Here is a 24,359-nt window from a genome sequence, read left to right as displayed (position 1 = left end):
CCATGTCAGAGATCGAGATCGTGCCGGCATCCGTGGCTCGCTTCGACGACGTCGAACATGCACTCACCGGCGGAGGCGACGGTGGTTCGTGCTGGTGCCAGTGGTGGATGCTGCGCGCGAGAGACTTCGAGGCCACCTCGAACGACGAGAAGCGCGAACTCCTCCGGCGCGATCTCGAGGCGGAGCCCGCGTCGGCACTCGTCGCGTACATCGATGGCGCGCCGGGCGGGTGGGTGAAGGTGTCCTCGCGTCCCGAGCAGCCGCGGCTCGCGCGCACGCGGAATCTCCAGCAGTCGCCCGAACCGTTCGACGACCCGTCGGTCTGGGCGATCACCTGCTTCGTCGTGAGGAACGAGCATCGCAGGCAGGGAGTATCGGAACGCCTGCTCGACGCCGCGATCGACCACGCGCGCGCACATGGGGCGCGGGTGATCGAGGGCTACCCCGTCGACACCGAGGTCGCCCGCACGTCGTCGAACGCCCTGTTCCACGGCGCGATGTCCACGTTCGCCGCGGCCGGCTTCACGGAGGTCGCCCGCCCGACGCCCAGCCGACCGATCGTGTCGCTCACCCTCACCTGAGCCGCCGTACGATGGGCTCACCCGCCCGCAGTGGCGCAACCCGAGAGCACGAGATGACGCAGCAGCGCACCCTGGCATCCCGCTTGGAGGCCACGCGCTGGTGGGGCTTCTGGCTGTACGGAGCGGTCGCCGTCGCGCACGTCGCCGCTATCGCTTTCGGATTCGACGCGATCGAGTATCCGACCAAGCTCATGCTTATGCCTGCACTCGCCCTGGCGGCGATGTGGGCGCTCCGCGGGAGCAGCCTCGACCGAGCGGCGACGATCCTGTACCTCGCGCTGGCCTTCTCCTGGCTCGGCGACGGGGCCGCCTCGTTCTTCCCCTACCTCGACGACGAACTCCCCGCGATGCTCGCCTGCTTCGGGCTCGCCCACCTCGCCTACATCGCACTCTTCGCGTTCCGGGTTCGCGAACGTGCCATCCCGCCATGGACACTCGTCTATGCCGCATGGTGGGGAGTGATGATCGCCGTCCTCTGGCCCCACCTCGGTGCGCTCCTCGTGCCGGTCATCATCTACGGCGCGGTGCTCGCCGGCACCGCTGTGCTCGCCACCCGCGGCAGCCGCATCACCGCAGTCGGCGGCGCCCTGTTCCTGGCATCCGACACCCTGCTGGCCCTGCGCCTGTTCTTGCCGGGTGTTTCCGTCGACGCCACCGGCCCGTGGATCATGGCGACCTACGCCGCCGGTCAGGGCCTTCTCGTGCTCGGGATCGTGCTTCTGCTGCGGCGAGGCCTGCGATGAGCGACACTGCGCGCGTCGACGCCTGGCTCTGGGCCGTCCGCGTCTACAAGACGCGATCCGCTGCCACCACCGCGTGTCGAGCCGGCCATGTTCGCGTGAACGGCGAGAAGGCCAAGGCCGCGCAAGCGGTGCGGATTGGTGACGAGCTCCGCGTGCGGATCGCCGGCTTCGACCGCATCCTCGTCGTGCGTCAGCTGCTCACCAAGAGGGTGGGAGCGCCGCTGGCTGCCGTCGCGGCGGAGGACCGCACCCCCGCACGTGAACCGGTCGCGATGCTCGCCGTCCGCGACCGCGGAGCCGGACGCCCGACCAAGCGCGAGCGCCGCGACATCGACCGCCTGCGCGGCCGCGAATAGCCGGCGTAGCCCGAGATCGCTTGGCAGCCATCCAGCGTCGCTCGATGAGCTCAGCCCGAGCGCTGCTCCCACGGGGAGTTATTCACAGGGCGGCGACAGACGCAGTCTGCCCGCGGTAGCGTCTACTTTCATAAATGAACGCTCACACATGAGCGACACTCGAGTACAACGACCAAGCGGCGCGGACGCCCGCGCACATCCCGACGCAGAGACCGACGCAGAGACCGACGATCACATGAGAAGAATGTTCAGCCTCCAGGCCGGCCGCGCACTGTTCGGGAGTGTGACCCGCACTCTCATCGTCGTGGGAGTGCTCGCGGCCTACTACCTGCTGGCGATGTGGGTAGCGCCCTTCATTCCGTGGTGGGCCATCACCGCCGCGGGCCTCGTCATCCTGGCCGGGCTGATCTACGTGGGTTCGGTGTGGCTCGACCGAGACATCATGCGCGAAACCACAGAGGATCCACCGGCGTAGCCAGGCGTCAGCCCAGGTCGCGCAGCCACGACACGGACCGCACCGACACACCCCGGATGCCGTCGGCACGCGCCGCCAGTCCACGGTCGCTCGTGACGACGGTCACGGCCCGCCCGGCCGCGCTGAGCCGCTCCGTCTCGCCCACGATGGCGTCGTCGCCGGCGGCCGGCGCGAGCACGACCGACAGGCCCTCGACGTCGGACGCGACGGCATCCTTCGCGGCACCCTCGAGCACCACCGACACCTCGGGGAACCAGACGCGCTCGCTCATGCCCAGCGCCTCCCCCGGCACGCCGACGGTCCGCAGGTCCGCCAGCCGTCGCAGGAGTCGCTCGGCGGCACCGGCGCGATCCTTCCACCACCCGTCGGGCACCGAGCCGACGACGTTCGCCGCGTCGATCACGAGCGCAGGGCGCACCGACAGGAGCGGGCGCAGGCGCCGCCACGACGCGGCGAACCCGGGGTGCAGCGGGTAAGAATCGACGGCGTCGACCGGCACCCACGCGAGCTCGCGGCTCTCGGGGTCGCTGATGACGGGCTCGAACGGGCGGACGACGTCGGCTACGACGGTGCTGTAGGTCCAGATGCCCGCATCGAAGACGCTGATGAGGCGCAGGGCCACGGCATCCGCGGGCACACCGGCTTCCTCGGCCGATTCACGCAACGCACCCTCGCACGCGGACTCGCCCTCGTGACGCGCACCGCCCGGGAGGGCCCACGTATCACCGTGGTGACTCCAGGAGACCCGGTGCTGAAGGAGCACGGCACCCTCGGCATCCGCTCGCGGGTCGAGCGCGAGAAGTCCCGCGGCGCCGTACCGACCCCAGTACTGGGTGCCATCGTCTGCCACCACCCACGCGTCACCGGAATCGCGCGGACCATGCGGCCGGCGCGGTTCTCCGGGGGCGGGCGGGACGATCGTCACTCCCCCACCCTGTCACACCCGCCCACCCGACCGCCCCGGGCACGACATCGGCGGACGCGAATCGGCGAACGAAACGCGCGACACGCCACATCTGTGCTCGACAGCGCAATCCACCACTACATATGGTGGTCAGACCACATCGGCGGGTTGCCCGCTGCTCGTCTTCTCAGAGAGGAACCCCCATGCCGTCCCCCCGTACCGTCACCGTCGCCGAAACCATCGACGAGTACCTCTCGCGCGCCGACTGGCGCGTCAACGCCAACGCGAACCAGGGCTACTCGCTCGGCGGCATGATCCTCAACTCCGCCGGCAAAGTCGTCGCCAACTACTGGCTCGACGAGGTGTACGCCCCCGAAGCGGGCCGCGCCCACCGCGACGGCGACCTGCACATCCACGACCTCGACGTCTTCGCCGGGTACTGCGCCGGCTGGTCGCTGCGCATGGTGCTCGAACAGGGCTTCAACGGCGTCGCGGGCAAGATCTCCTCCGCCCCGCCGAAGCACTTCTCCAGCGCCCTCGGGCAGCTCGTCAACTTCCTCGGCACCCTGCAGAACGAGTGGGCGGGCGCGCAGGCGTTCAGTTCCTTCGACACCTACCTCGCCCCCTACGTGCGCCTCGACGGGCTCGACTACGAGCAGGTGCACCAGGCGATGCAGGAGTTCATCTTCAATCTCAACGTCCCCTCCCGCTGGGGAACCCAGACCCCCTTCACCAACCTCACGTTCGACTGGGTCTGCCCCGACGACCTCGCCGACCAGCACCCACTCGTCGGCGGCACCGTGCAGGCGTTCTCTTATGGCGACCTCGCGGCCGAGATGGCCCTCATCAATCGGGCCTTCATCGAGGTGATGACCTCCGGCGACGCCGACGGCCGCGCCTTCACCTTCCCCATCCCCACCTACAACATCACGCGCGACTTCGACTGGGACGGCCCTCACGTCGACGCGCTCTTCGCGATGACCGCGAAGTACGGCCTCCCCTACTTCCAGAACTTCGTGAACTCCGACCTCGACCCGCACATGATCCGCTCGATGTGCTGCCGGCTCCAGCTCGACCTCACCGAACTGCTCAAGCGCGGCAACGGCTTGTTCGGCTCCGCTGAGCAGACGGGCTCGATCGGCGTCGTGACGATCAACTGCGCCCGACTCGGCTTCGTCCACTCGAGCGACGAGGCCGCCGCCATCGCCCGCCTCGACGAACTGCTCGAGATCGCCCGCGACAGCCTCGTGGCCAAACGCGCCGTCGTCGCACAGCACCTCGAGAACGGCCTGTTCCCCTACACGAAGCGCTACCTCGGCACGTTCGACAACCACTTCTCGACGATCGGCGTCAACGGCATCAACGAGTACGTGCGCAACCTCACCCGCGACACCGACGACATCACGACGGATGCCGGTGCCGCTTTCGCGGTGCGCCTCCTCGACCACGTCCGGGGCCGCATGGTCGAGTTCCAGGAGTCGACCGGCCACATGTTCAACCTGGAAGCGACCCCCGCCGAGGGCACCACCTACCGATTCGCCAAGGAGGACATCGCCCGGTTCGGAGCCGACGGCATCCTGCACGCCGGCACGGATGCGCAGCCGTACTACACCAACTCGTCCCAGCTTCCCGTCGGCTTCACCGCAGACCCCTTCCTCGCGATGGAGATGCAGGAGCCGCTTCAGGCGAAGTACACGGGCGGCACGGTGCTGCACCTCTACCTCGGCGAAGCGATGTCGTCGGCGACGGCGTGCAAACAGTTCGTCCGCCGGGCGCTGGAACGGTTCCGCCTGCCGTACATCACCGTCACCCCGACGTTCTCGATCTGCCCCCGGCACGGCTACCGGTCGGGCGAGCACCCGCAGTGCCCCGAATGCGGAGCGGTGTGCGAAGTGTGGACGCGCGTCATGGGTTACTTCCGGCCGATCGCTTCGTTCAACATCGGCAAGAGGGGCGAAGCTGAAGAACGACGCTACTTCGTCGCCGACGCCGTCGAGGAGGACTCATGGAGCGACAGCCTGCACCTTACGACCTGAGGATCGCCGGCCTCACGCCGTTCTCGACCGTGGACTGGCCCGACATGCTCGTGGCCACCGTCTTCCTGCAGGGCTGCCCGTGGGACTGCTTCTACTGCCACAACCCCGCCCTCATCGACCCGCGCGCCGAGACGGTGCTGGAGTGGAGCGACGTCACCGACCTCCTGTGCGATCGCATGGGGCTGCTCGACGGCGTCGTCTTCAGCGGCGGCGAACCGACGATGCAGCGCGGCCTCGTACCGGCGATGCAGATCGCCCGTGCACTCGGCTTCCGTGTGGGACTCCACACCGGCGGCGCCTACCCGTCGCTCCTGGCACGGGCGCTGCCGTTCGTCGACTGGGTCGGCCTCGACATCAAAGCGGCCAAGGAGGACTACGCGGGGGTGACGGGGCGCGGGCCCAGCGGCGATCATGCGTGGCGCTCACTGGAGCTCGTGCTCGCGCACAATCTCCTGCGTGCCGGCACGCGGCATCCGCTCGACTACGAGGTGCGCACGACCGTTCACCCGGCCGCGATCGACGACGCCGGACTGACCGAGCTCGGATGCCGGTTGGCCGACGCGGGCGTCGAGTCGTGGGCGGTACAGCGGTTCCGAGACGCGGGGGTGCGCAGTCCGCTCCCCCGCGTCAGCGAGACCGCGGCGCAACTGCACCTCGACGAACTGCCGGCGGAGAGGTTCGCGTCTTTCGAGATCCGCTGAGCCGCTCCGTTTTGTCTCGTCGCTTCGCTCCTCGCTCAACGACCGAGGCCCCCTCCCGCCGCCGCCGCCGGTCGTTGAGCGAGCGCAGCGAGACGAAACGCCGCCCTCCAACGGTCGTTGAGCGAGCGCAGCGAGACGAAACGCCACCCGCCACCACCGGTCGTTGAGCGAGCGCAGCGAGACGAAACGCCCCCGGCCGCCCGGTCACGTCAGCGCTGGCGACGCTCCCGCACGCGCATGTTGGTGACGATCGGCGTACCCACGAAACCGAACAGCTCGCGCAGACGCCGCTGGATGAACCGGCGGTAGCCCGGGTCGAGGAACCCGGTCGTGAACAGCACGAACGTCGGCGGCCGCGTCGAGGCCTGCGTGCCGAACAGGATGCGCGGCTGCTTGCCACCGCGCAGCGGGTGCGGGTGCTCGGCCACGAGTTCGGCGAGGAAGGCGTTGAACTTGCCCGTCGGAATCCGCTGATCCCACGACTCGAGGGCCGTCTCGAGCGCCGGCACCAGTTTGTCGAGGTGCCGTCCCGTACGCGCCGACAGGTTGACGCGCGGAGCCCACGTGACGTGCGCGAGGTCCTGCTCGATCTCCCGCTCCAGGTAGCGACGCCGGTCGGCGTTGTCCATGTCGGGGTCGTTCAGGCGATCCCACTTGTTGAACGCCAGCACGAGCGCACGGCCCGACTCCAGCACGAGGTCGATGATGTTGAGGTCCTGCACGCTGATCGAGTCGGTCACGTCGAGGACGACGACGGCGACCTCCGCCTTCTCGAGAGCGGCCGACGTGCGCAGCGACGCGTAGAAGTCCGCGCCCTGCTGCAGGTGCACACGACGACGGATGCCGGCCGTGTCCACCAGGCGCCACAGCTTGCCGCCGAGTTCGACGATCTCGTCGACGGGGTCACGGGTGGTGCCCGCGAGGTCGTTGACGACGACGCGTTCTTCACCGGCGGCCTTGTTCAGCAGCGACGACTTCCCGACGTTCGGGCGACCCAGGATCGCGACGCGACGCGGGCCACCGAGCTCGTTCTTCGCGACGGCGGAGACCTCGGGCAGCACCTTCATGATCTCGTCGAGGAGATCGGCCACACCGCGGCCGTGGATCGCGGAGACCGGGTGCGGCTCGCCGAGGCCGAGGTTCCACAGCGCGGCGGCCTCCGGCTCCTGGCGGGCGTCGTCGATCTTGTTGGCCACGAGGAAGACGGGCTTGCCCGACTTGCGCAGCAGGCGGACGACCTGCTCGTCGGTGGAGGTGGCACCGACCATCGCGTCGACCACGAACATCACGACGTCGGACAGGTCGATGGCGACCTCGGCCTGCGCCGCGACCGACCGGTCGATGCCCTTCGCGTCGGGCTCCCACCCACCGGTGTCGACGAGGGTGAACTTGCGGTCCATCCACTCGGCCTTGTAGGTCACGCGGTCGCGCGTGACGCCGGGAGTGTCCTCCACGACCGCTTCACGACGACCGAGGATGCGGTTCACCAGCGCGGACTTGCCGACGTTCGGTCGCCCGACGATCGCGACGACGGGAAGTGCCGGAAGCACCTCCACGATCTCGCCGCCGGCGGTGAAGCCGGCCAGGAGCGCGTCGTCCTCGTCGTCGAGCTCGTACTCGGCGAGCGACGCCCGAAGCGCGGCGGCGCGCTGCTCGGCGAGTTCCTCGTCGAGGTTCGCGAGCTTCTCCTCGAGCTGGTCGGGACCGCCCTCGTACTCTTCGTCCACTGCGGCCATCAGCGCGCTCCCGTTCCCTCGCCGACGACGGCCAGCACGGCCTCGACGGTCTGTGCGAAGTCCAGCTCGGTCGAATCGACGACCGTCACCCCCGGAGCGGCCGTCAAGAAGTCGACCACCTTCGAATCGGCCGCGTCACGCTGATGCAGTGCCGCGGCGACCGCGGCGGCATCCTGCGTGGTCACCTCTGCGCTGCGCCGCGCGGCTCGCACCTCGGGCGCCGCGGTCAAGAGGATGCGCACGGGCGCATCGGGGAACACCACCGTCGTGATGTCGCGACCCTCGACGATCACGCCGGGCACGTCGGCCTCGGCGACCAGCGAGCGGAACAGGGCGTTGACCGACTCACGGACGGCGGGAACGCGCGCGACGCCGCTGACGGCTCCGGAGACCCGCGGATCACGGATCGCCTCGGTCACCAAGGCGTCGCCCACCCGCACCCAGTAGTCGTCGGGGTCGAGGGAGATGGCGAAGTCGAAGTCGGCCACCGCCGCGAGCACCGCATCGGCATCCGCCGTGTCGGCACCGCGGTTCAGGACGTGCCAGGCCAGCGCACGGTAGGCGGCGCCGGTGTCGAGGTAGCCGAAGCCGAGGCGGCGGGCGACGTCCTTCGACACGCTCGACTTGCCGCTGCCCGCCGGCCCGTCGATCGCGACGGCGCGCACTTCGGCGCCGTCGATGGTCGGGGTGTCAGTCATTCGAGAGGCTCGCAATCTTCCAGCCGCGCGCTTCCAGACCGTCGACCGCGTGGCGAAGCACCGCGGGATCGACGCTGATATCGGCGAGGCCGAACTGGGCACCCGGAGAATGCTCCAGGCGCAGGTCTTCCACGTTCACGTCGAGCTCACCGAGCTCGCCGAAGAGTCGTCCGAGCTGGCCCGGTGTGTCGTCGACCATGACGACCAGCTGCTCGAAGCGGCGGTTCTGCCCGTGCTTGCCCGGCAGACGCTCCACGCCGTCGTTGCCGCGGCGGATCGTCTCGGCGACCGCACGCCGGGCGCCCGGCTCCTCCGGAGACCGCAGGGCCGCCGCGACCGCCGACAGGTCGTCGGCGAGCGCCTCCAACACGTCGACGACGGGGGCGGCGTTCGCGCCGAGGATCTGCACCCACAGCTCCGGGCCCGACGCGGCGATGCGGGTCGTGTCGCGCACACCCTGCCCGGCGAGGCGGAGCGACCCGTCGGGAGCGTCGACGAAACGCCCGGCGAGAAGGGATGCCACGAGCTGCGGAACGTGCGAGACGAGCGCGACGGCCCGGTCGTGCTCCTCGGGGGTCATCTCGATCGGCGTGGCCCCGAGGTCGAGCGCGAGACCTTCCACGAGGGCGAGATCCGCCGCCGATGTCTCCTCGTCACGGCAGACGACCCACGGGCGACCGATGAAGATGTCGGCCCGCGCCGAGATCGCGCCGCCGCGCTCCCGTCCCGCCATCGGATGCGACCCGATGTAGTGCGTGAGGTCGACGCCGCGGGCACGCAGGGTGCGCAGCGGCTCGAGCTTGACGCTCGCCACATCGGTGACGACGGCATCGGGAAACGAGGCCAGCTCACGCTCGACCACATCGGCGGTCACGTCGGGCGGCACGGCGACGACGATGAGCGACGGGCGGTCGCCGTCGGTGGCGGGCCGCCCGGCACCGTAGTCGACCGCCAGCCGCAGCTGCGCGGGCGACGCGTCGGCGAGGACCACGTCGACGCCGAGAGACCGCAGAGCGTGACCGATGCTCGACCCGAGCAGACCGGCGCCGACGACGCGGACGGTCCCCGACGTGCGCGCCGCGCGAGCGCGCGCAGCAACGGAGGTCGAGTCGGTCACGGCAAATCCATCTCAGGTGGCGTCGGCATCGGCCGAAGGAGCGGCCTGGCGCGCGAGAGTGAGCAGCGCGCCGCGTTCCATCGTAGTCAACTCGCGAGCTCGGCCCGCTGGGAGCGTGCCCAGGTGGAGCGGGCCGAACTGTCGGCGAACGAGTTCGATCACCGGGTGACCGACGGCGGCCATCATCCGACGGACGATGCGGTTGCGGCCCGAGTGGAGCGTGAGCTCGACGAGGCTGGTGTCGCTGCTGGCATCCAGGAGCCGCGCCTTGTCGGCGGCGATCGGACCGTCTTCGAGGTCGACGCCGCGTGTGAGCGTTGCGATCGTCTGCGGCGTCACGCGCCCGTCGACCTTCGCGATGTACACCTTCGTGACACCGAACGAGGGATGCGCGAGCACGTGCGCCAGGTCGCCGTCGTTCGTCAGTACGAGGAGTCCGCTCGTCTCGGCATCCAGCCGGCCCACGTTGTACAGGCGCTCGGGCCAGTCCTTCGTGAATCGCCGCAGGTCGGGGCGGCCGTGCTCGTCGTTCATCGACGACACCACACCGGTCGGCTTGTTGAGCACGACATACCGCTTCGTCGCGTCGAGCTGGATCGCCGTACCGTCGACATCGACGAGGTCGACGGCGGGATCGATGCGGCTGCCCAGCTCCGTGACGACGGTGCCGTTCACCCGCACGCGCCCGTCGACGATGTACTGCTCGCACACGCGACGCGACGCGACGCCCGCATTGGCGAGCACCTTCTGGAGTCGGACACCGTCGGTGCGCTCGGGCAGGATGCTGCTCATCGCAGGACCTCGCTCTCAAATCCTTCGGCGCCGTCGTCGAGCAACGGCGAGATGTGCGGCAACTCGTCGAGCGAGTTGATGCCCAGGTTCACGAGCAGGGCATCGGTCGTGCCGTAGTTGATGGCCCCGGTGTCGGGGTCGGTGAACAGCTCCGTGATGAGGCCGCGGGCCACGAGGGTGCGCACGACGGAGTCGACGTTGACGGCACGGATCGACGCGACCTGGCTGCGGGTCACGGGCTGCTTGTAGGCGATGACGGCGAGGGTCTCCAACGCCGCCTGCGACAGCCGCGACGGCGCTTGCGCGTTGACGAACTCGCTCACCAGGTCGTCGTGCTCCTCGCGCACGTACAGACGCCAGCCGCCGCCGACCTCACGGAGCTCGAACCCGCGCCGCGGCCCCGCGCCCTCACCGTCGTAGTCGGCGACGAGAGTCTCGATCGCCTGCCGCACGGCCGGCACGGGGGCACCCACCGCGGCAGCGAGCGCGACCAGGCTGTGCGGCTCGTCGACGACGAGGAGGATCGCCTCCAGCCGCCGGGCCACATCCGCGGGCTCGGACGAGCGCGCGGGCGCCTCGTCGTCGGCACCGCCGGGCACGGCATCCATGACGGGTTCGGTCACATCATCGGTCATAGTCGGCTCCCAGCGAGGCGAGACTCTCTTCGGACCACCGTTCGGCGGTCCAGCGCAGCGTGAGCTCGCCCAGCGGCTCCAACTGCTCGAAAGTGAGGGCGGCGTGACGGTAGAGCTCGAGCACCGCGAGGAACCGCGCCACGACGACACCGGTCTGATCCACGCCGGCGATGAGCTCGCGGAAGTTCAACTGCCCGGCGCCGCGCAGCAGCGTCACGACGACGGCCGCCTGCTCCCGGATCGAGATGAGCGGCGCGTGCAGATGATCGAGCCCCACGTGCGGGATCTCCTTGGGCGCGAAGGCCAGCATCGCGAGGGCGGCGAAGTCCTCCTTCGACAGCGTCCACACCAGTTCCGGCACGGCGCGTCGATACTTCTCGTCGAGGCGGACGGCCCGCACATGCCGTCGGTCCTCCCGCTGCATGCAGCGCTGGAACCAGGCCGACACCTCCTTGAAGGCGCGGTACTGGAGCAGGCGGGCGAAGAGCAGGTCGCGCGCCTCGAGCAGCGCCACCGACTCCGCATCGACGAGTTCGCCCTGCGGCAGAAGCCCGGCGACCTTCATGTCCAGGAGCGTCGCGGCCACGACGAGGAACTCCGACGCCTGCTCGAGCTCCTCCTCGTCCTCCAGCCCCTTGAGGTAGGAGATGAACTCGTCGGTGACCTTGCTGAGCGACACCTCGGTGATGTCGAGCTCGTGCTGCGAGATCAGGCTGAGCAGCAGATCGAACGGACCGTCGAAGTTCGTCAGCGAGACCCGGAAGCCCTCGGCGGCGGCATCGGGATCCACAGGGGCATGGAGCGTCTCGGCGGCCTCGCCCCTCCCGTCGGACGCTGCGACGTCGTCCGTCGCGGTGACCTCGCCGCTCTCGTCAGGCGACGGCGCCACGGGCGACCAGCTCCCGCGCTAGGCGCAGGTAGGCCTGTGCCGCGGCGTGCTCGGGCGCGAACTTCGTGATCGGAACGCCCGAGACGGATGCATCGGGGAACTTGACCGTACGGCCGATGACGGTCTCGAGCACGTCGTCGCCGAACGCCTCGACGACCCGCTCGAGCACCTCGCGCGAGTGCAGCGTCCGCGGGTCGTACATCGTCGCGAGCACACCGTCGAGCGTGATCGACGGGTTCAGCCGGTCACGCACCTTGTCGATCGTCTCGATGAGGAGCGCGACACCGCGCAGCGCGAAGAACTCGCACTCCAACGGGATGAGCACGCCATGGCTCGCGGTGAGCGCGTTGACCGTCAGCAGCCCGAGGGAGGGCTGGCAGTCGACGAGGATGACGTCGTACTCCCCCGCGACCTTCCTCAGGACGCGAGCGAGGATCGTCTCGCGGGCGACCTCGTTGACGAGGTGCACCTCCGCGGCCGAAAGGTCGATGTTGGCGGGAATGACGTCAAGGCCGTCGACCGACGTCGGCACGATGACCTCGTGCGGATCGCGCTTGGTGTCCAGGAGCAGGTCGTAGATCGTCGGCACGTCGTGCGTCTGGAGCCCGAGGCCCGCCGATAGCGCGCCCTGGGGGTCGAAGTCGACGGCGAGGACACGGCGACCGTACTGGGCGAGCGAGGCCGCCAGGTTGATGGTCGTCGTCGTCTTACCGACGCCGCCCTTTTGGTTGCACAGCGAGATGATCCGCGCCGGACCGTGACCGTCGAGCGCCGGCGGAGTCGGGAAGCCGTGGTACGGACGACCGGTCGGCCCCATCGGGGTCTCGTCCGGGGAGGCCTTCTTCGTCCCCCGCGTCATCTCCGCCACCGACACTCCTGCTCTCTGTTGCGTGCCTTCGATTCTCGCACAGCAGCGGCGGCGTCAGTCGATGCCTCGCAGGGTGTCGACATCGACCAGCCCGGCCCGGAGCCGGCCCCCGGAGATGAGCGACGGGATGGCGACCGTGCGGATGTCGTCCTCGACGACCTCGCGGGTGCGGGCGAGGGCTGCGGCGGCCTCGTCCGACGCGGCGAGCGCGGCGAGCTGCGAGATCTCCGGCTGGTCGTAGCCGGCCTCTCGGAGCCAGACCTCGAGCTGCGCGCGCGCCTCAGCGGCGGTGGCGTTGTTCATCCAGAGCTGCCAGTCGAGGCCGTCGTCGTTCTGCTCCGAGAAGAGCTTCTCGAGGATGAACCAGTCGGCCGTCACGCCCTCGGGCTGACCGTCGGTCCGCGCCTCGAAGAGCCGGATCGCGGTGAGGTACGACGCGACGAGCGGCGAGTTCGCGAACCGCGGGCCGTCGTCCGAGGTGATCGGGTAGACGAGGTACGTGACATTGTGGGTGCCGTCGAACCCGGCCTCGCGCATGTTGCGGAACAGCTGTGCGCAGAACCGGCATCCTGGGTCGATGATCTCCAGCGCGACCGGGCGGCCCTCGACGTACCCGCCCACGTAGGTCGCGTCGTCGGACGCGAACTCCGCGGCATCCCATTCGCGGAGGCGGCTGGGAACGGCGCCGATCGTCTCACCCAGCGACGCGAACTCGTTGCCGAACGCGCCGATGACGTCGCCCGCACCCACGGACTCCCAGAAGCCGGGGGGTCCCGCGTCGATCGAGCACATCTCGGCGGCGAGCGAACACGACTGACCGTCCTGCTTGTCGCACGTGCCGTACACGAAGAGGTTCAGCCCGCTGCGCCCGAGGATGAACAGACTCACGACGAAGGAGAGCACCATGATCCAGGCCACGACCTCGATCGCGACGCTCGCCGGACGCACGAGTCGCGGCGCCCGCGTCGCCAGCGGCGCGAGCATCGAGCTCTTCACGTCTTCGCGGAAGGTCGTGTCGCAGGGACGGAAGGTGACCCTCCGCCACACGCAGCCCCACGCGCGCCCGAGGAGCCGACGATATTTCGCCGATACCGCCGACAGCACGAGCACGACGACGAACGCGACGACGCACAGCATCAGAGCCCTCGCATCAGACGACCCACGACCGCGAGGGTGCGGGCGATGTCTTCTTCGGTGTTGTGAGCGCCGAGGCTGAACCGGATGAGGGGGTCGAGGCCGAGACGCTCCTTGAGCCAGTGGTGGTTGCAGAAGTAGCCGCTTCGCACCATGACGCCCGCCTGGGAGAGGAACACGGCGAGCCGGTGGGCGTCCACGCGCGCCGGCACGGCCGACATGACCGGCGCCGCTCCTCCCAGGAGGCGGAGATGGGGCAGCTCGCTGAGTCCGACGTGCAGCGTTCGCGCGAGGTGCGATTCGTGCGCTTCCATCGCGTCCACGCGAGGTTCCAGCCATTCCAGCGCCGCCCCGAAGGCGATGATCTCGCCCCACGCCTGCAGCCCGGGCTCCAGCCGCGTCCTCAGCTCCGGGAGGAGCGTGTGACCCTCCTCCGATACGTCGGACACCTGCCCGCCTCCGATGAAGGAGATGTCCAGGGATGCCACGAGTTCGGCATCGGCGACGATCACCCCCAGCGAGGGCCCGTACATCTTGTGCGCCGAGAAGCACAGCGCGTCGGCCTCCAGGCCCCGCAGGCGCGTCAGAGCGTGGGGCGCCGCCTGAGCGGCGTCGATGATCACGACCCCTCCTCGGCGGTGCACGTCGGTGACGAGCTCCGGAAGTCCCGCCGTGAACGTCCCCGACACGTTGTCCATCGCGGAGACCACGACCACGGCATCCGACAGGTCGCCGTCGCCCGCGACGATGCGGCCATCCTCGCCGCGGTCGACGACGATGCGCGGCACGCCCAGCCGGCGCGCGGCGGTCATGGTCGCCACGAACACCGCGTTGTGCTCGGTGTGGGTCGTCACGATCCGCGCGAAACGCCCCGTCGGCAGTTGCTGCAGCAGCAGGTTGATCCCGTAGGTCGTGTTGAGGGTGAACGCGCAGACGTAGCGTCGCGCCGGCAAGCGCAGCGCGGCGAGCACGCGGCGGCGAGTGGATGCCACGCCGTCTTCCACGCGACGACCCCAGGCGTACTTCACGCGATCACCGCACGCGCCGTAGCCGGTGTAGTACTCGGCGAGCGCGTCGATCACGGGGCGCGGTCGCAGCGTCTGACACGCACTGTCGAGATAGATGTCGTCGGCACCCAGATAGTCGAAGTCGTCCCGCGGCGCCACGACGGCGGCCGCCCGACGACCGAAGAGCGAACGGAGCGGGGCGGTCGCGGCCATGGCCCCATTGTGCGTTCCGACAGGGATGCGTCGAGGGTCGGTTCGCCGTGAAAATCGAGGGCTACAGGCTGCCCAGCACGTCGAGTCGCAGCTGCGCCGAGACGGCGATCAGAAGGTAGTCCAGCAGCACCACCACCGGCAGCCACGACAGCAGCCAGCGGCCCGCGCGCCGCGGCGCGCTCCCCCACACCCCGGCGCGCAGGGTCCACCCCGCGACCGTCCAGAACAGGGGGATCGTGACGAGCCAGACGACCATGCACCACGGGCACAGCGATCCGTACTCGAACACGCTGCGGTAGGCGAGGAGATGCACGAACAGGAACGCCCCTGCCACGAAGACGGCGAAGGTGCGCCAGTACCAGTCCGCGAGTCCGCCTCGCGCGGCGAGCGCGCTCACGCCCGCGAACACCGGCCCCAGGAACAGCACGACGCCGATGAGCGAGTTGCTGAAGCCGAGCAGATTTCCGCCCGGCGAGAGCAGGTTGGGTCCGCAGGTGACGATGGGGCTGATGTCGCAGGAGATGATCGCATCCGCCCCTGTCAGCTGGCCGATGTACTCCAGGTACAGCAGGAACGACACGACCCACCCCGCGAGGCCCGCGGCGATCCAGAAGATCGACCGGGCACGGCCCGGGCGACGAAGGCCTTCGGTGGGGACGGTCACCGTTCCAGTGTCGGCGCCGACGGCATCCGAGGTCCGTCATGTCGGCCGTGACAAATCCGCCGCGTCAGACTTTCAGGCCGGATGCCGGTGCCGTTCAGCGCGCCCGCGGGTGTGCGGTGACGTACACGTCGCGGAGCGCGTCGACGGTCACGTGCGTGTAGATCTGCGTCGTCGCCACCGAAGCGTGTCCCAGCAACTCTTGGACGACACGCACGTCCGCGCCGCCCTGCAGGAGATGCGTCGCGAAGGAGTGTCGGAGGGTGTGCGGCGAGACGTGAGCGGTGAGCGCCGCGCGCTCGGCCGCCTGCTGGATCACGAGCCACGCGCTCTGCCGCGACAGCGGCGCGCCGCGAGCACCGAGGAAGAGCCGCGGCGTCGCCTTCCCCCGCCGCGACAGTTCGGGCCGCGCCCGGGCGAGGTAGGCGTCCACGGCCGCGCGCGCATACGATCCGACGGGCACGATCCGCTCCTTCGACCCCTTGCCGCGCACGCGCAGCACGTCGCCGTGGGCGAGGTCGTCGACGTCGAGCCGGATGATCTCCGACACCCGCGCACCCGTCGCGTACAGGAGCTCCAGCAGCGCCCTGTCCCGCAGGCGTACGACACCGGCTTCCCCCGTCTCGACGGCGACAGCCGTCGCTGACTCCGCATCGGGCGCGTCTCCGCCGGTCGTCGGCGCGGGGCCTGCGCCGTCGAGCAGCGCCTCGACCTGTTCGATGGTCAAGGCTTTCGGCAGCCGCTGCGGGGTCTTCGGCGGGCGGAGCCGACCTGTCGGGTCGTCGACCGCTACGCCCTCGCGGGCCAGGAATCGGTGGAACCCGCGCACGGAGGACTGCAGTCGCGCGAGCGACGTCGCCGCCGGGGGCGGCTGTGCGGACGCGCGATCGGCGGCGAACGCGACCACGAGCGCCGCGGTGACGCCGTCGGTGTCGTCGACGCCCTGCTCGGCGAGCCACGCCAGGTACACCGCGAGGTCGCGGCGATACGCCGAGACCGTGTGATCCGACAGCCCGCGCTCGATCGTCACGTGACGCAGATACGTCTCGACCGCACGGGAGAGCCTCATGGCCGCGTCGTCAGCCCTGCGCGGACCGCCGGGCCCGCTCCGCCGCCGCCATCACCCCGGCCGCCAGGATGCCGTTGCGCATGCGTCCGGCCAGCACCGCGTCGACGGCATCCGTGAGCGGCACCCACTCCAGTCGGATGTCGGCCTCCTCCTGCTCGCGGTCGTGCGCGTGCGGCGCCGGCGACAGACCGCGGGCGAGGAAGATGTGGACGATCTCGTCGTTGCCGCCGGGCGTCGTGAAGATGCTGAGCAGCGGTTCGACCGAGTCGGCGACCAGATCGACCTCTTCGGCGAGTTCCCTGCGCGCCGTGTCGATCGGCGGTTCCCCCGCGATGTCGAGGAGGCCGGCGGGGATCTCCCAGTCGCGATGGCGGATGGGGTGACGGTACTGCTGGATGAGCGCCACGCGTTCCTGATCGTCGATCGCGACGATGGCGACCGCACCAGGGTGCGCGACGTACTGGCGAACCATCTCGCCGTCGCCGTAGCGGACGGTGTCACTGCGGACGTCCCACACCTTCCCGCGATAGACGAGGTCGCTGACCACGACCTCCGCCTCCACCGGTTCGTCGACGAGCGACGTCACCGCCGCGGTTGCACGCGCCTCAGGCATCGGCAGCGGTCACGTAGGGCTCGTCGTCGAACAGCTCGCTCGCGCGGTGCCGCTCGAGCGCCGCCGCGATCAGGCCGCGGAACAACGGGTTCGCCTCCGTCGGCCGCGACCGCAGTTCGGGGTGCGCCTGCGTCGCGATGTAGTACGGGTGCACGTCGCGCGGCAGCTCGACGTACTCGACGAGGTTCCGATCCGGGGACAGTCCGGAGAACGAGAACCCCGCCGTCGCGATCTGCTCGCGGTACTTGTTGTTGACCTCGTAGCGGTGACGGTGCCGCTCCGATGCTCGGGTCGCGCCGTACACCTCCGCCGCGAGCGAGCCCTCGGCAAGCTCCGCCTCGTACAGCCCGAGTCGCATCGTGCCGCCCAGGTCGCCGCCGGCGATGATGTCGACCTGTTCGGCCATCGTCGCGATGACGGGGAACTCGGTGTCCGGGTCGAACTCGCTCGACGACGCGCCCGCCAGTCCAGCGACGTTGCGCGCGTACTCGATCACCATGCACTGCAGTCCCAGGCAGATCCCGAGCGTGGGGATGCCCTGTTCACGCGCGAACTTCAGCGCGCCGAGCTTGCCTTCGATGCCCCGGATGCCGAAGCCGCCGGGCACCACGATCCCGTCGAGCGGGGCGAGCGCCTTCTCCGCGCCCTCGGGGGTCTCGCACAGGTCGGACGGGATCCAGGTCACCTGGACCTTGGTCTCCTGGGCGAACCCCCCGGCCTTGAGCGCCTCGGTCACCGACAGGTACGCGTCGGGAAGGTCGATGTACTTGCCGACCAGGCCGATCGTCACTTCGTGCTTCGGGTTGTGGACGGCCTGCAGCACCTTCCCCCACCGCGTCCAGTCGACCTCGGCGGCCTTCGCCAGCCCGAGCTTGTCGACGATGTAGGCGTCGAGGCCCTGCTCGTTCAGCATCGACGGAATGTCGTAGATGCTCGGCACGTCGACCGCGTTGACGACGGCATCCTCGTCCACGTCGCACATGAGGGCGATCTTGCGCTTGTTCGACTCGGTGACGGGCCGGTCGCTGCGCAGCACGAGCGCGTCGGGCTGGATGCCGATGGAGCGGAGCGCGGCGACGGAGTGCTGCGTCGGCTTCGTCTTCTGCTCGCCGGACGCACCCATGAACGGCACGAGCGAGACGTGGACGAAGAAGACGTTCTTGCGGCCCAGCTCGTGGCGGATCTGGCGGGCGGATTCGATGAACGGCTGCGATTCGATGTCGCCGACCGTGCCGCCGATCTCGGTGATGATCACGTCGGGCTTCGGCGACTCATCGGCCTGGAGACGCATGCGGCGCTTGATCTCGTCGGTGATGTGCGGAATCACCTGCACGGTGTCGCCCAGGTACTCCCCGCGCCGCTCGCGCGCGATGACCTGCGAGTAGATCTGACCCGTCGTGACGTTGGCGGCCTGGCTGAGCTCGATGTCGAGGAAGCGCTCGTAGTGGCCGATATCGAGGTCGGTCTCGGCACCGTCGTCCGTCACGAACACCTCGCCGTGCTGGAACGGGTTCATCGTTCCCGGATCGACGTTGAGGTACGGGTCGAGCTTCTGCATGACGACGCGAAGCCCGCGCGCCGTCAGCAGATTGCCGAGGCTAGCGGCCGTCAGACCCTTGCCCAACGAGGAAACGACACCGCCCGTCACGAAGATGTGCTTGGTGGTGTCGTTCGAAATGATGCCCGCGTCTGAAGTGTCCGTCACGGGCTTTCATCCTATCAGGCTGTTGCGGCACCGAGGCTCAAGAGCTCCCGTGCGTGTTCGAGTGCGGTGTCCGAATCGGCCAGTCCCGACAGCAACCGCGCCATCTCGGCTTCGCGCTCGGCACCGTCCAGTCGGCGGACGCTGGAGGCGGTGACCGATCCGTCCCCGGACTTCACGACGCTGAGATGGTTGCCGGCGAAGGCCGCGACCTGGGCGAGGTGGGTGACGGCGATCACCTGACTCGATCGCGCGAGTTGAGCCAGGCGCCGACCCACCTCGATGGCCGCCGCGCCGCCGATCCCGGCATCCACCTCGTCGAACACAAACGTGGGAACGGGGTCGGTGCTCGCGATGACGACCTCGATCGCGAGCATCACGCGGCTGAGCTCACCACCGGACGCGCCCCGGGCGACGGGCCTCGGATCGGCGCCCGGATGCGGCGCGAGGAGGATCGTGACGTCGTCACGGCCCGACGCGCTCTCCGCCCCCGGCTCGACCGCCACCTGCACGCGGGCGTCGGGAAGGGCGAGGTGTCGGAGTTCTTCGGTGACAGCGGAGCCCAAGCGTGAAGCTGCTTCCCCGCGGGCGCGTGTGAGTCTCGCTGCGGCATCGTCCAAGGCGGATGCCGCGGCGGCGTGCTCCATCGCCAACCGTTCGACGCGGTCACCGTCGTCGTCCAGCTCGAGCAGGCGCGCCGAACCGGTCTGCTGAAGGTCGATCGCGGCGGCGAGCGACCCGTGCCTGCGAATCAGCGCACCCAGCGCTGCACGACGCTCCTCGACGGCCGCGAGCTCCTGCGGTCCCGCCTCGTCGAGGTCGGCGACGTACCCGCCGAGCTCCGCCGCGAGGTCGGCGGCACGGTAGCCCAGCTCCCCCACCTGATCGGCGAGCGCGGCAAGCCGAGGATCGCTCGACGACGACCGCTCCAGCGAGCGCCTCGCCTCGCTGAGCAGGCTCGAGGCATCCGGTCGGTCGTCGTCGTTGGCCAGGGCATCGTGCGCCGTCGCGGCAGCCCACCGCAGCTCCTCGACGTTGGCCAGTCGCTCGGCGCGACGGGCCAGGTCGAGGTCTTCGTCGGGCTGCGGTTCGAGCATCTCGATCTCGGCGAGCGCCGTGCGCAACTCTTCCGCCTCGCGGGACCGCTCGTCGCGGTGCGCCGTGAGTCGCTCGAGTTCGGCGGCGATCTCGCGCACCCGTGCGAACGCCGACCGGTACTCGTCGAGCGCGTCGGCGACGGGCGCTCCCGCGAAGCGGTCGAGGGCGTCGCGCTGCGCCGCGCCGCTGCGCAGGCGGAGCTGGTCGGACTGTCCGTGGACGACGACGAGGTCGTCGGCGAGGTCGGCCAGCACGCCCGCGGGAGCCGTGCGTCCGCCGACGGTGGCGCGGCCGCGCCCTTCCGCCGAGATCGTGCGTCCGAGGTAGAGTTCGGCGCGTCCCGCGCCGACCGGCTCGACGTCTCCCCCGGCTTCGCGCACTCGCTCCGCGACGCGCCCATCGTCGGGGACGATCCAGACCCCCTCGACGGATGCCTGCGCGGCTCCCGAGCGCACGGCGCCCGAGTCGGCACGCTGGCCGAGGAGCAGACCGAGGCCTGTGACGACCATCGTCTTGCCCGCGCCCGTCTCACCGGTGATCGCGGTGAAGCCGGGTCCGATCGGAAGCGTCGCATCGGCGATGACGCCCAGATCGCGCAGTCTCATCTGCTCGATCACTCGGCCTCCATGACCGTGCCGGCGGGACCGCGCCAGCCTGCGACGGGAAGCCGGAACTTGCGCACCAGTCGGTCGGTGAACGAGGCCGGGTGGAGACGTGCGAGACGCACCGGACGGCTCGAGCGACGCACGACGACCCGCGCACCGGGCGGCAGGTCGTGGGAGCGACGGCCGTCGCACCACAGGATGCCGGTGCCGTACGTGCGGGCGAGCACCTCGATCGCGACGGCCGCTTCGGGGCCGACGACGAGAGGTCGGGCGAAGAGGGCGTGCGCCGACAGCGGCACCACGGCGATGGCCTCCACGGTGGGCCAGATGACCGGACCTCCCGCGGAGAAGTTGTACGCGGTGGAGCCCGTAGGGGTCGCGACGACCATGCCGTCACAACCGAACGTCGACAGCGGCCTGCCGTCGACTTCGATCACGACCTCCATCATGCGCTCCCGCGATGCCTTCTCGACCGTGGCCTCGTTGAGCGCCCACGTCTCGTAGATGACCGAGCCGTCGGTGTCCTTGACCCGGACCGACAGCGCCATACGCTCTTCGACGGTGTACTCACGGTCGATCACGCGGCGGATCGCTTCGTCGAGGTCTTCGGCTTCGATCTCCGCGAGGAACCCGACATGGCCCATGTTGATCCCGAGCACCGGCGCGGTGCCCTCGCGGACGATCTCGGCCGCGCGCAGGATGGTGCCGTCGCCGCCGAGGACGATGGCGAGCTCGATCTCATCGATCGTGACATCCGTACCGAGCACGGCGAATCCGCCGACACTGCGCAGCGCGTCGATCAGCGCGTCGTCGTCGCCGGGGAGCACCGGACGGGCACCGGCCGACGACAGCGCAGATACGACGCGCGCGGCGGCGGCGATCGTGTCGGCCCGGTGCGCGTGGGCGACGACGAGGATGTCGCGAGTGGTCATCAGGCTCCCGCCAGTCGGTTCACGGTGCTCAACCATTCTGTCGGATTGCCGTGGTCCGAGCCGTCTTCTCTCCCCCGGAAGTGGGCGAGGTACTCCGCGTTGCCGTGCGTGCCGACGATCGGCGACGCGATCACGCCGAAGGTGCCGAGGCCGGCATCCCACGCGGACCAGAGCACCCCGGCGACCGCATCGGCACGCTTGCCAGGGTCGGTGACGACGCCCTCACGCACGCCCGTGCGTCCCACCTCGAACTGCGGCTTGATCAGCAGGACGACGTCGCCTCCAGGGTCGAGGACGGCGGCGACGGCGGGGAGCACGTGCGCGAGGGAGATGAAGGACAGGTCGCCCGTGACGATCTCGGGGCGCACGTCGAACCCCGCGGCCTCGGCAAGGGCGGCGGTCGTCATGTGCCGCACGTTGAAGCCCTCGACCGAGGTGACGTCGGGGTCGTCGGCAATCAGCGGCGACAGCTGGCCGTGGCCGACGTCGACCGCGACGACCGGCGCCGCCCCGCGCTCGCGGAGCACCTGGGTGAATCCGCCGGTGGAGGCACCCATGTCCAGGGCGGCTCTCCCGTCCACGCCGATCCCGAAGGCATCGAGGCCGGCGATCAGTTTGTGCGCGGCGCGACTGACGTAGTGATCGGATGCCGCGACCTCGATCCGCGCGTCATCTGCGACCTTCGCCGACGGTTTGACGACGCCCACCCCATTGACGGTCACGAGTCCCGCCTCGATGAGCTGCGTCGCGTGCGTGCGCGAACGCGCCAGTCCTCGGGCGGCGACGGTGGCGTCGAGCCGACCGCTCATGCGTGCGTGTCGCGTGGCCCGGACTCGAGGCGTCGAGCGAGCTCGTCGTGCAGCGCTGCGTAGGCGACCGCACGCTCTGCAAGCGGCTGCTCCTCGATCACCTCGAGCGTCGAGAGCAGATCTTCACGACGCGCCTCGTGGCCCTCGGCATCCATCGACATGCCTCCAGCCTACGGGGCGGCGGTTCAGGGACGGTGGAATGGATCGGCGTAGAGCCGTTCCGGCACGCGGAATCCGTAGATGGCACGTCCGGTGGACCAGATCGCCGCCGTTCCCGCGCGCACGAGGTCGACGGGACGGTCGCCCTCCGTGAGGATGTGCACGTCGGCGCCGTCGATGCGCACCGAGGCGCCGCCGACGGTGGTCACGTCGCCCTTGACCACGGTCTCCGGGTAGGGCTCGTGGAGTTCGCGGAGGTCGGACAGGATGAAGTCGGGCCGCGAGTGGGTGGGCGCAGCAAGGAGATGTTTGGGCCGATCGATTCCGGTGAGGACGAGGGCGGATGCCATCCCGGCGGCCTGGGCGCCGGCGATGTCGGTGTCGAGCCGATCGCCGATGAAGAGGGGGCGATCGGCGGCGAACCGGGCGACGGCTTCGTCGAAGATCGGACGCTCGGGCTTTCCTGCCACGACGGCCAGACGGCCGACCGCGGTGTGCACCGCCGACACCAGCGTGCCGTTGCCCGGCGCGATGCCGCGCGCCTGCGGGATCGTCCAGTCGGTGTTCGTGGCGATCCAGGGGATGCCGCCCTCGTCTTCGGGTAGCGCCAACGCGTACGCCGCTTCCGCGAGCTGCGACCAGCCGACGTCGGGCGCGAATCCCTGGACGACGGCGGCTGGGCCGTCGTCGGCGCTTCGCGTCACGCGGAAGCCGGCTTTCTCGAGTTCGTAGACGAGGCCGTCGCCGCCGACTACGAGCACGAGCACCCCTGCGGGCACGCGATCGCGCAGCAGACGCACCGCCGCTTGGGGGCTGGTGACGACGTCCTGGGGTTCGGTGCGAAGGCCCAACTCGCGCAGGTGAGCGGCCACGGTAGCGTCTCGTCGTGACGCGTTGTTCGTGATGTAGCCCAGTGGGCGCGCCTCTGCTGCCCGGTTCAGGCTCTCAACCGCGTGTGGGATCGCACCAGGACCGGCGTAAACGACACCGTCCAGGTCCGCGAGGAGCAGATCGACGCCTTCGAGCGGTGTCGGTCGTGCACGCGAGAACAGCGCCATCAGTCCTCTCGTTCCGAAGGACTGTCGATCCGGGATGCCAGTTCCGCCGCTTCGTCCACATCGGTGGTGTCGTCCACATCGCTGACGTCGTCGTCCGCGCCGTCCGCGTCGCTGAGGTCGTCGACGTGAACCGAATCGTCGCCGGACTCCTCGTCGTCCAGGTCGTCACCGTCCACGTCCAGCTCGCGGTCGTCGTCGAGCTCGATCTCCTCGATCTCGTCGACCTCGATCTCTTCTAGATCCGCGTCGCTGGCACCGAGTGCCTCGGCGGCGATCTCGGCACGCTCACGCCACTGGGCTGCTTCGTCGGCGCGGCCCAGTTCTTCCAGCACCGCCGCACGAGCGGCGAACAGCCCGGGACTCCAGGAGAACGCCCGATTCGGGTCGAGTTCTGGGATGTCGAGCTCCTGCAGCGCGCGTTCATTCTGGCCGAGGTCGAGGCGCGCGCCGGACATGGCGATCGCGAGTTCCACACGGACGTCGACAGGAAGCGACGCACGGTCGACCGCGCGACCGACCTCGAGCGCACGGTCGGAGCGTCCGACGCCGCGCTCGCTGTCGACCATGAGTGCGATCTGGTCGTCGCGCCCGGAGATGCGACGGTAGGTGCGCAGCTCGCGTAGAGCGAGCGCGAAGTCGCCCGTGGCGTACGCCGTGATCGCGACGGTCTCGCGGACGACGGCAATGCGGCCGGCGCGACGGGATGCGGCGAGAGCGTGCTCGTGCGCGAGCGTGGGATCCTCGTCGATCAGCCGAGCGGCCATGGCC

26 protein-coding genes are annotated in these 24,359 nt (G+C 69.8%); 6 read left to right on the top strand and 20 right to left on the bottom strand.

The window, feature by feature from the left end; genetic code table 11:
- The first annotated feature begins 2 nt into the window (after positions 1-2).
- The 4 genes from ACSQ18_RS05295 to ACSQ18_RS05280 all read left to right on the top strand — a co-directional run bounded on the left by ACSQ18_RS05295 (position 3) and on the right by ACSQ18_RS05280 (position 2,155).
- Positions 3-581, top strand: a complete 579-nt coding sequence (locus tag ACSQ18_RS05295; RefSeq protein ID WP_436036121.1) for a GNAT family N-acetyltransferase — start codon at positions 3-5, stop codon at positions 579-581.
- A gap of 53 nt (positions 582-634) precedes the next feature.
- Complete coding sequence (locus ACSQ18_RS05290; protein ID WP_436036120.1) at positions 635-1,324, top strand: lysoplasmalogenase family protein; 690 nt, start codon at positions 635-637, stop codon at positions 1,322-1,324.
- Positions 1,321-1,680 carry an RNA-binding S4 domain-containing protein gene (locus tag ACSQ18_RS05285; RefSeq protein WP_436036119.1) on the top strand — a complete coding sequence of 120 codons (360 nt, stop codon included), beginning with the start codon at positions 1,321-1,323 and terminating at the stop codon, positions 1,678-1,680. The genes ACSQ18_RS05290 and ACSQ18_RS05285 overlap by 4 nt, the downstream gene beginning before the upstream one ends.
- A gap of 235 nt (positions 1,681-1,915) precedes the next feature.
- A complete protein-coding gene (locus ACSQ18_RS05280; protein WP_436036118.1) occupies positions 1,916-2,155 on the top strand; it encodes a hypothetical protein in 240 nt (79 codons plus the stop codon).
- 7 nt (positions 2,156-2,162) lie between these two features.
- Here ACSQ18_RS05280 and ACSQ18_RS05275 read toward each other — a convergent pair whose 3' ends face one another.
- Positions 2,163-3,080, bottom strand: coding sequence for an NUDIX hydrolase (locus tag ACSQ18_RS05275; protein WP_436036117.1), 918 nt, complete (start codon positions 3,078-3,080; stop codon positions 2,163-2,165).
- Positions 3,081-3,262: 182 nt separating this feature from the next.
- Here ACSQ18_RS05275 and ACSQ18_RS05270 point away from each other — a divergent pair, with 182 nt between their 5' ends.
- Positions 3,263-5,095, top strand: coding sequence for a ribonucleoside triphosphate reductase (locus ACSQ18_RS05270; protein ID WP_436036115.1), 1,833 nt, complete (start codon positions 3,263-3,265; stop codon positions 5,093-5,095).
- The gene (locus tag ACSQ18_RS05265) at positions 5,065-5,796 is read left to right on the top strand and encodes an anaerobic ribonucleoside-triphosphate reductase activating protein (RefSeq protein ID WP_436036114.1); all 732 of its coding nucleotides are present in this window, start codon (positions 5,065-5,067) and stop codon (positions 5,794-5,796) included. Before ACSQ18_RS05270 ends, ACSQ18_RS05265 begins: the two co-directional genes overlap by 31 nt.
- Before the next feature lie 209 nt (positions 5,797-6,005).
- Here ACSQ18_RS05265 and der read toward each other — a convergent pair whose 3' ends face one another.
- The 19 genes from der to ACSQ18_RS05170 all read right to left on the bottom strand — a co-directional run bounded on the left by der (position 6,006) and on the right by ACSQ18_RS05170 (position 24,355).
- Positions 6,006-7,532, bottom strand: coding sequence for a ribosome biogenesis GTPase Der (der, locus tag ACSQ18_RS05260; RefSeq protein ID WP_436036112.1), 1,527 nt, complete (start codon positions 7,530-7,532; stop codon positions 6,006-6,008).
- Positions 7,532-8,230 carry a (d)CMP kinase gene (gene cmk / locus ACSQ18_RS05255; protein WP_436036111.1) on the bottom strand — a complete coding sequence of 233 codons (699 nt, stop codon included), beginning with the start codon at positions 8,228-8,230 and terminating at the stop codon, positions 7,532-7,534. Before cmk ends, der begins: the two co-directional genes overlap by 1 nt.
- Positions 8,223-9,347 carry a prephenate dehydrogenase gene (locus ACSQ18_RS05250; RefSeq protein WP_436036110.1) on the bottom strand — a complete coding sequence of 375 codons (1,125 nt, stop codon included), beginning with the start codon at positions 9,345-9,347 and terminating at the stop codon, positions 8,223-8,225. Before ACSQ18_RS05250 ends, cmk begins: the two co-directional genes overlap by 8 nt.
- A 12-nt stretch (positions 9,348-9,359) precedes the next feature.
- Entirely contained in the window at positions 9,360-10,139 is a 780-nt protein-coding gene (locus ACSQ18_RS05245) for a pseudouridine synthase (RefSeq protein WP_436036109.1), read from the bottom strand.
- Positions 10,136-10,774, bottom strand: a complete 639-nt coding sequence (gene scpB / locus ACSQ18_RS05240) for an SMC-Scp complex subunit ScpB (RefSeq protein ID WP_436036107.1) — start codon at positions 10,772-10,774, stop codon at positions 10,136-10,138. Before scpB ends, ACSQ18_RS05245 begins: the two co-directional genes overlap by 4 nt.
- Positions 10,764-11,663 (bottom strand): segregation and condensation protein A, encoded by a 900-nt coding sequence (locus ACSQ18_RS05235; protein WP_436036106.1) that lies wholly within the window; start codon positions 11,661-11,663, stop codon positions 10,764-10,766. The genes scpB and ACSQ18_RS05235 overlap by 11 nt, the downstream gene beginning before the upstream one ends.
- Complete coding sequence (locus tag ACSQ18_RS05230) at positions 11,647-12,522, bottom strand: ParA family protein (protein ID WP_301040666.1); 876 nt, start codon at positions 12,520-12,522, stop codon at positions 11,647-11,649. Before ACSQ18_RS05230 ends, ACSQ18_RS05235 begins: the two co-directional genes overlap by 17 nt.
- Positions 12,523-12,585: 63 nt before the next feature.
- Positions 12,586-13,668 (bottom strand): hypothetical protein, encoded by a 1,083-nt coding sequence (locus tag ACSQ18_RS05225; protein ID WP_436036105.1) that lies wholly within the window; start codon positions 13,666-13,668, stop codon positions 12,586-12,588.
- Complete coding sequence (locus ACSQ18_RS05220) at positions 13,668-14,885, bottom strand: aminotransferase class V-fold PLP-dependent enzyme (RefSeq protein WP_436036104.1); 1,218 nt, start codon at positions 14,883-14,885, stop codon at positions 13,668-13,670. The genes ACSQ18_RS05225 and ACSQ18_RS05220 overlap by 1 nt, the downstream gene beginning before the upstream one ends.
- A 61-nt stretch (positions 14,886-14,946) precedes the next feature.
- The gene (locus ACSQ18_RS05215; protein ID WP_436036103.1) at positions 14,947-15,549 is read right to left on the bottom strand and encodes a vitamin K epoxide reductase family protein; all 603 of its coding nucleotides are present in this window, start codon (positions 15,547-15,549) and stop codon (positions 14,947-14,949) included.
- A 94-nt stretch (positions 15,550-15,643) separates the two neighbouring features.
- On the bottom strand, positions 15,644-16,615 hold the full coding sequence (gene xerD / locus ACSQ18_RS05210; protein ID WP_436036102.1) for a site-specific tyrosine recombinase XerD: 972 nt from the start codon (positions 16,613-16,615) through the stop codon (positions 15,644-15,646).
- A 10-nt stretch (positions 16,616-16,625) separates the two neighbouring features.
- The gene (locus ACSQ18_RS05205; protein WP_436036100.1) at positions 16,626-17,228 is read right to left on the bottom strand and encodes an NUDIX domain-containing protein; all 603 of its coding nucleotides are present in this window, start codon (positions 17,226-17,228) and stop codon (positions 16,626-16,628) included.
- A complete protein-coding gene (locus tag ACSQ18_RS05200) occupies positions 17,221-18,933 on the bottom strand; it encodes a CTP synthase (RefSeq protein WP_436036099.1) in 1,713 nt (570 codons plus the stop codon). Before ACSQ18_RS05200 ends, ACSQ18_RS05205 begins: the two co-directional genes overlap by 8 nt.
- A gap of 14 nt (positions 18,934-18,947) precedes the next feature.
- Positions 18,948-20,645 carry a DNA repair protein RecN gene (recN, locus tag ACSQ18_RS05195; RefSeq protein ID WP_436036098.1) on the bottom strand — a complete coding sequence of 566 codons (1,698 nt, stop codon included), beginning with the start codon at positions 20,643-20,645 and terminating at the stop codon, positions 18,948-18,950.
- Positions 20,642-21,565, bottom strand: coding sequence for an NAD kinase (locus ACSQ18_RS05190; protein ID WP_436036097.1), 924 nt, complete (start codon positions 21,563-21,565; stop codon positions 20,642-20,644). The genes recN and ACSQ18_RS05190 overlap by 4 nt, the downstream gene beginning before the upstream one ends.
- Complete coding sequence (locus ACSQ18_RS05185) at positions 21,565-22,374, bottom strand: TlyA family RNA methyltransferase (RefSeq protein WP_436036096.1); 810 nt, start codon at positions 22,372-22,374, stop codon at positions 21,565-21,567. Before ACSQ18_RS05185 ends, ACSQ18_RS05190 begins: the two co-directional genes overlap by 1 nt.
- On the bottom strand, positions 22,371-22,535 hold the full coding sequence (locus tag ACSQ18_RS05180) for a hypothetical protein (protein WP_160142600.1): 165 nt from the start codon (positions 22,533-22,535) through the stop codon (positions 22,371-22,373). Before ACSQ18_RS05180 ends, ACSQ18_RS05185 begins: the two co-directional genes overlap by 4 nt.
- Positions 22,536-22,559: 24 nt before the next feature.
- Positions 22,560-23,591, bottom strand: coding sequence for an HAD-IIA family hydrolase (locus ACSQ18_RS05175; protein ID WP_436036095.1), 1,032 nt, complete (start codon positions 23,589-23,591; stop codon positions 22,560-22,562).
- Positions 23,591-24,355: a hypothetical protein gene (locus ACSQ18_RS05170; RefSeq protein ID WP_436036094.1), complete on the bottom strand. Its 765-nt coding sequence runs from the start codon at positions 24,353-24,355 to the stop codon at positions 23,591-23,593. Before ACSQ18_RS05170 ends, ACSQ18_RS05175 begins: the two co-directional genes overlap by 1 nt.
- Positions 24,356-24,359: the final 4 nt, after the last annotated feature.

The organism is Microbacterium sp. LjRoot45, from assembly GCF_964253325.1.
In the GTDB taxonomy this organism is placed as follows: domain Bacteria; phylum Actinomycetota; class Actinomycetes; order Actinomycetales; family Microbacteriaceae; genus Microbacterium.
This window is presented reverse-complemented; position numbering and strand designations above follow the sequence as displayed.

Bases quoted from the DNA above. Each gene is read 5' to 3' on its own strand.
- ACSQ18_RS05295 (WP_436036121.1), top strand. From the start codon at position 3: ATGTCAGAGATCGAGATCGTGCCGGCATCCGTGGCTCGCTTCGACGAC.
- ACSQ18_RS05290 (WP_436036120.1), top strand. From the start codon at position 635: ATGACGCAGCAGCGCACCCTGGCATCCCGCTTGGAGGCCACGCGCTGG.
- ACSQ18_RS05285 (WP_436036119.1), top strand. From the start codon at position 1,321: ATGAGCGACACTGCGCGCGTCGACGCCTGGCTCTGGGCCGTCCGCGTC.
- ACSQ18_RS05280 (WP_436036118.1), top strand. From the start codon at position 1,916: ATGAGAAGAATGTTCAGCCTCCAGGCCGGCCGCGCACTGTTCGGGAGT.
- ACSQ18_RS05270 (WP_436036115.1), top strand. From the start codon at position 3,263: ATGCCGTCCCCCCGTACCGTCACCGTCGCCGAAACCATCGACGAGTAC.
- ACSQ18_RS05265 (WP_436036114.1), top strand. From the start codon at position 5,065: ATGGAGCGACAGCCTGCACCTTACGACCTGAGGATCGCCGGCCTCACG.
- der (WP_436036112.1), bottom strand. From the start codon at position 7,532: ATGGCCGCAGTGGACGAAGAGTACGAGGGCGGTCCCGACCAGCTCGAG.
- cmk (WP_436036111.1), bottom strand. From the start codon at position 8,230: ATGACTGACACCCCGACCATCGACGGCGCCGAAGTGCGCGCCGTCGCG.
- ACSQ18_RS05245 (WP_436036109.1), bottom strand. From the start codon at position 10,139: ATGAGCAGCATCCTGCCCGAGCGCACCGACGGTGTCCGACTCCAGAAG.
- scpB (WP_436036107.1), bottom strand. From the start codon at position 10,774: ATGACCGATGATGTGACCGAACCCGTCATGGATGCCGTGCCCGGCGGT.
- ACSQ18_RS05230 (WP_301040666.1), bottom strand. From the start codon at position 12,522: ATGACGCGGGGGACGAAGAAGGCCTCCCCGGACGAGACCCCGATGGGG.
- ACSQ18_RS05225 (WP_436036105.1), bottom strand. From the start codon at position 13,668: ATGCTGTGCGTCGTCGCGTTCGTCGTCGTGCTCGTGCTGTCGGCGGTA.
- ACSQ18_RS05220 (WP_436036104.1), bottom strand. From the start codon at position 14,885: ATGGCCGCGACCGCCCCGCTCCGTTCGCTCTTCGGTCGTCGGGCGGCC.
- xerD (WP_436036102.1), bottom strand. From the start codon at position 16,615: ATGAGGCTCTCCCGTGCGGTCGAGACGTATCTGCGTCACGTGACGATC.
- ACSQ18_RS05205 (WP_436036100.1), bottom strand. From the start codon at position 17,228: ATGCCTGAGGCGCGTGCAACCGCGGCGGTGACGTCGCTCGTCGACGAA.
- ACSQ18_RS05190 (WP_436036097.1), bottom strand. From the start codon at position 21,565: ATGACCACTCGCGACATCCTCGTCGTCGCCCACGCGCACCGGGCCGAC.
- ACSQ18_RS05185 (WP_436036096.1), bottom strand. From the start codon at position 22,374: ATGAGCGGTCGGCTCGACGCCACCGTCGCCGCCCGAGGACTGGCGCGT.
- ACSQ18_RS05180 (WP_160142600.1), bottom strand. From the start codon at position 22,535: ATGTCGATGGATGCCGAGGGCCACGAGGCGCGTCGTGAAGATCTGCTC.
- ACSQ18_RS05175 (WP_436036095.1), bottom strand. From the start codon at position 23,591: ATGGCGCTGTTCTCGCGTGCACGACCGACACCGCTCGAAGGCGTCGAT.
- ACSQ18_RS05170 (WP_436036094.1), bottom strand. From the start codon at position 24,355: ATGGCCGCTCGGCTGATCGACGAGGATCCCACGCTCGCGCACGAGCAC.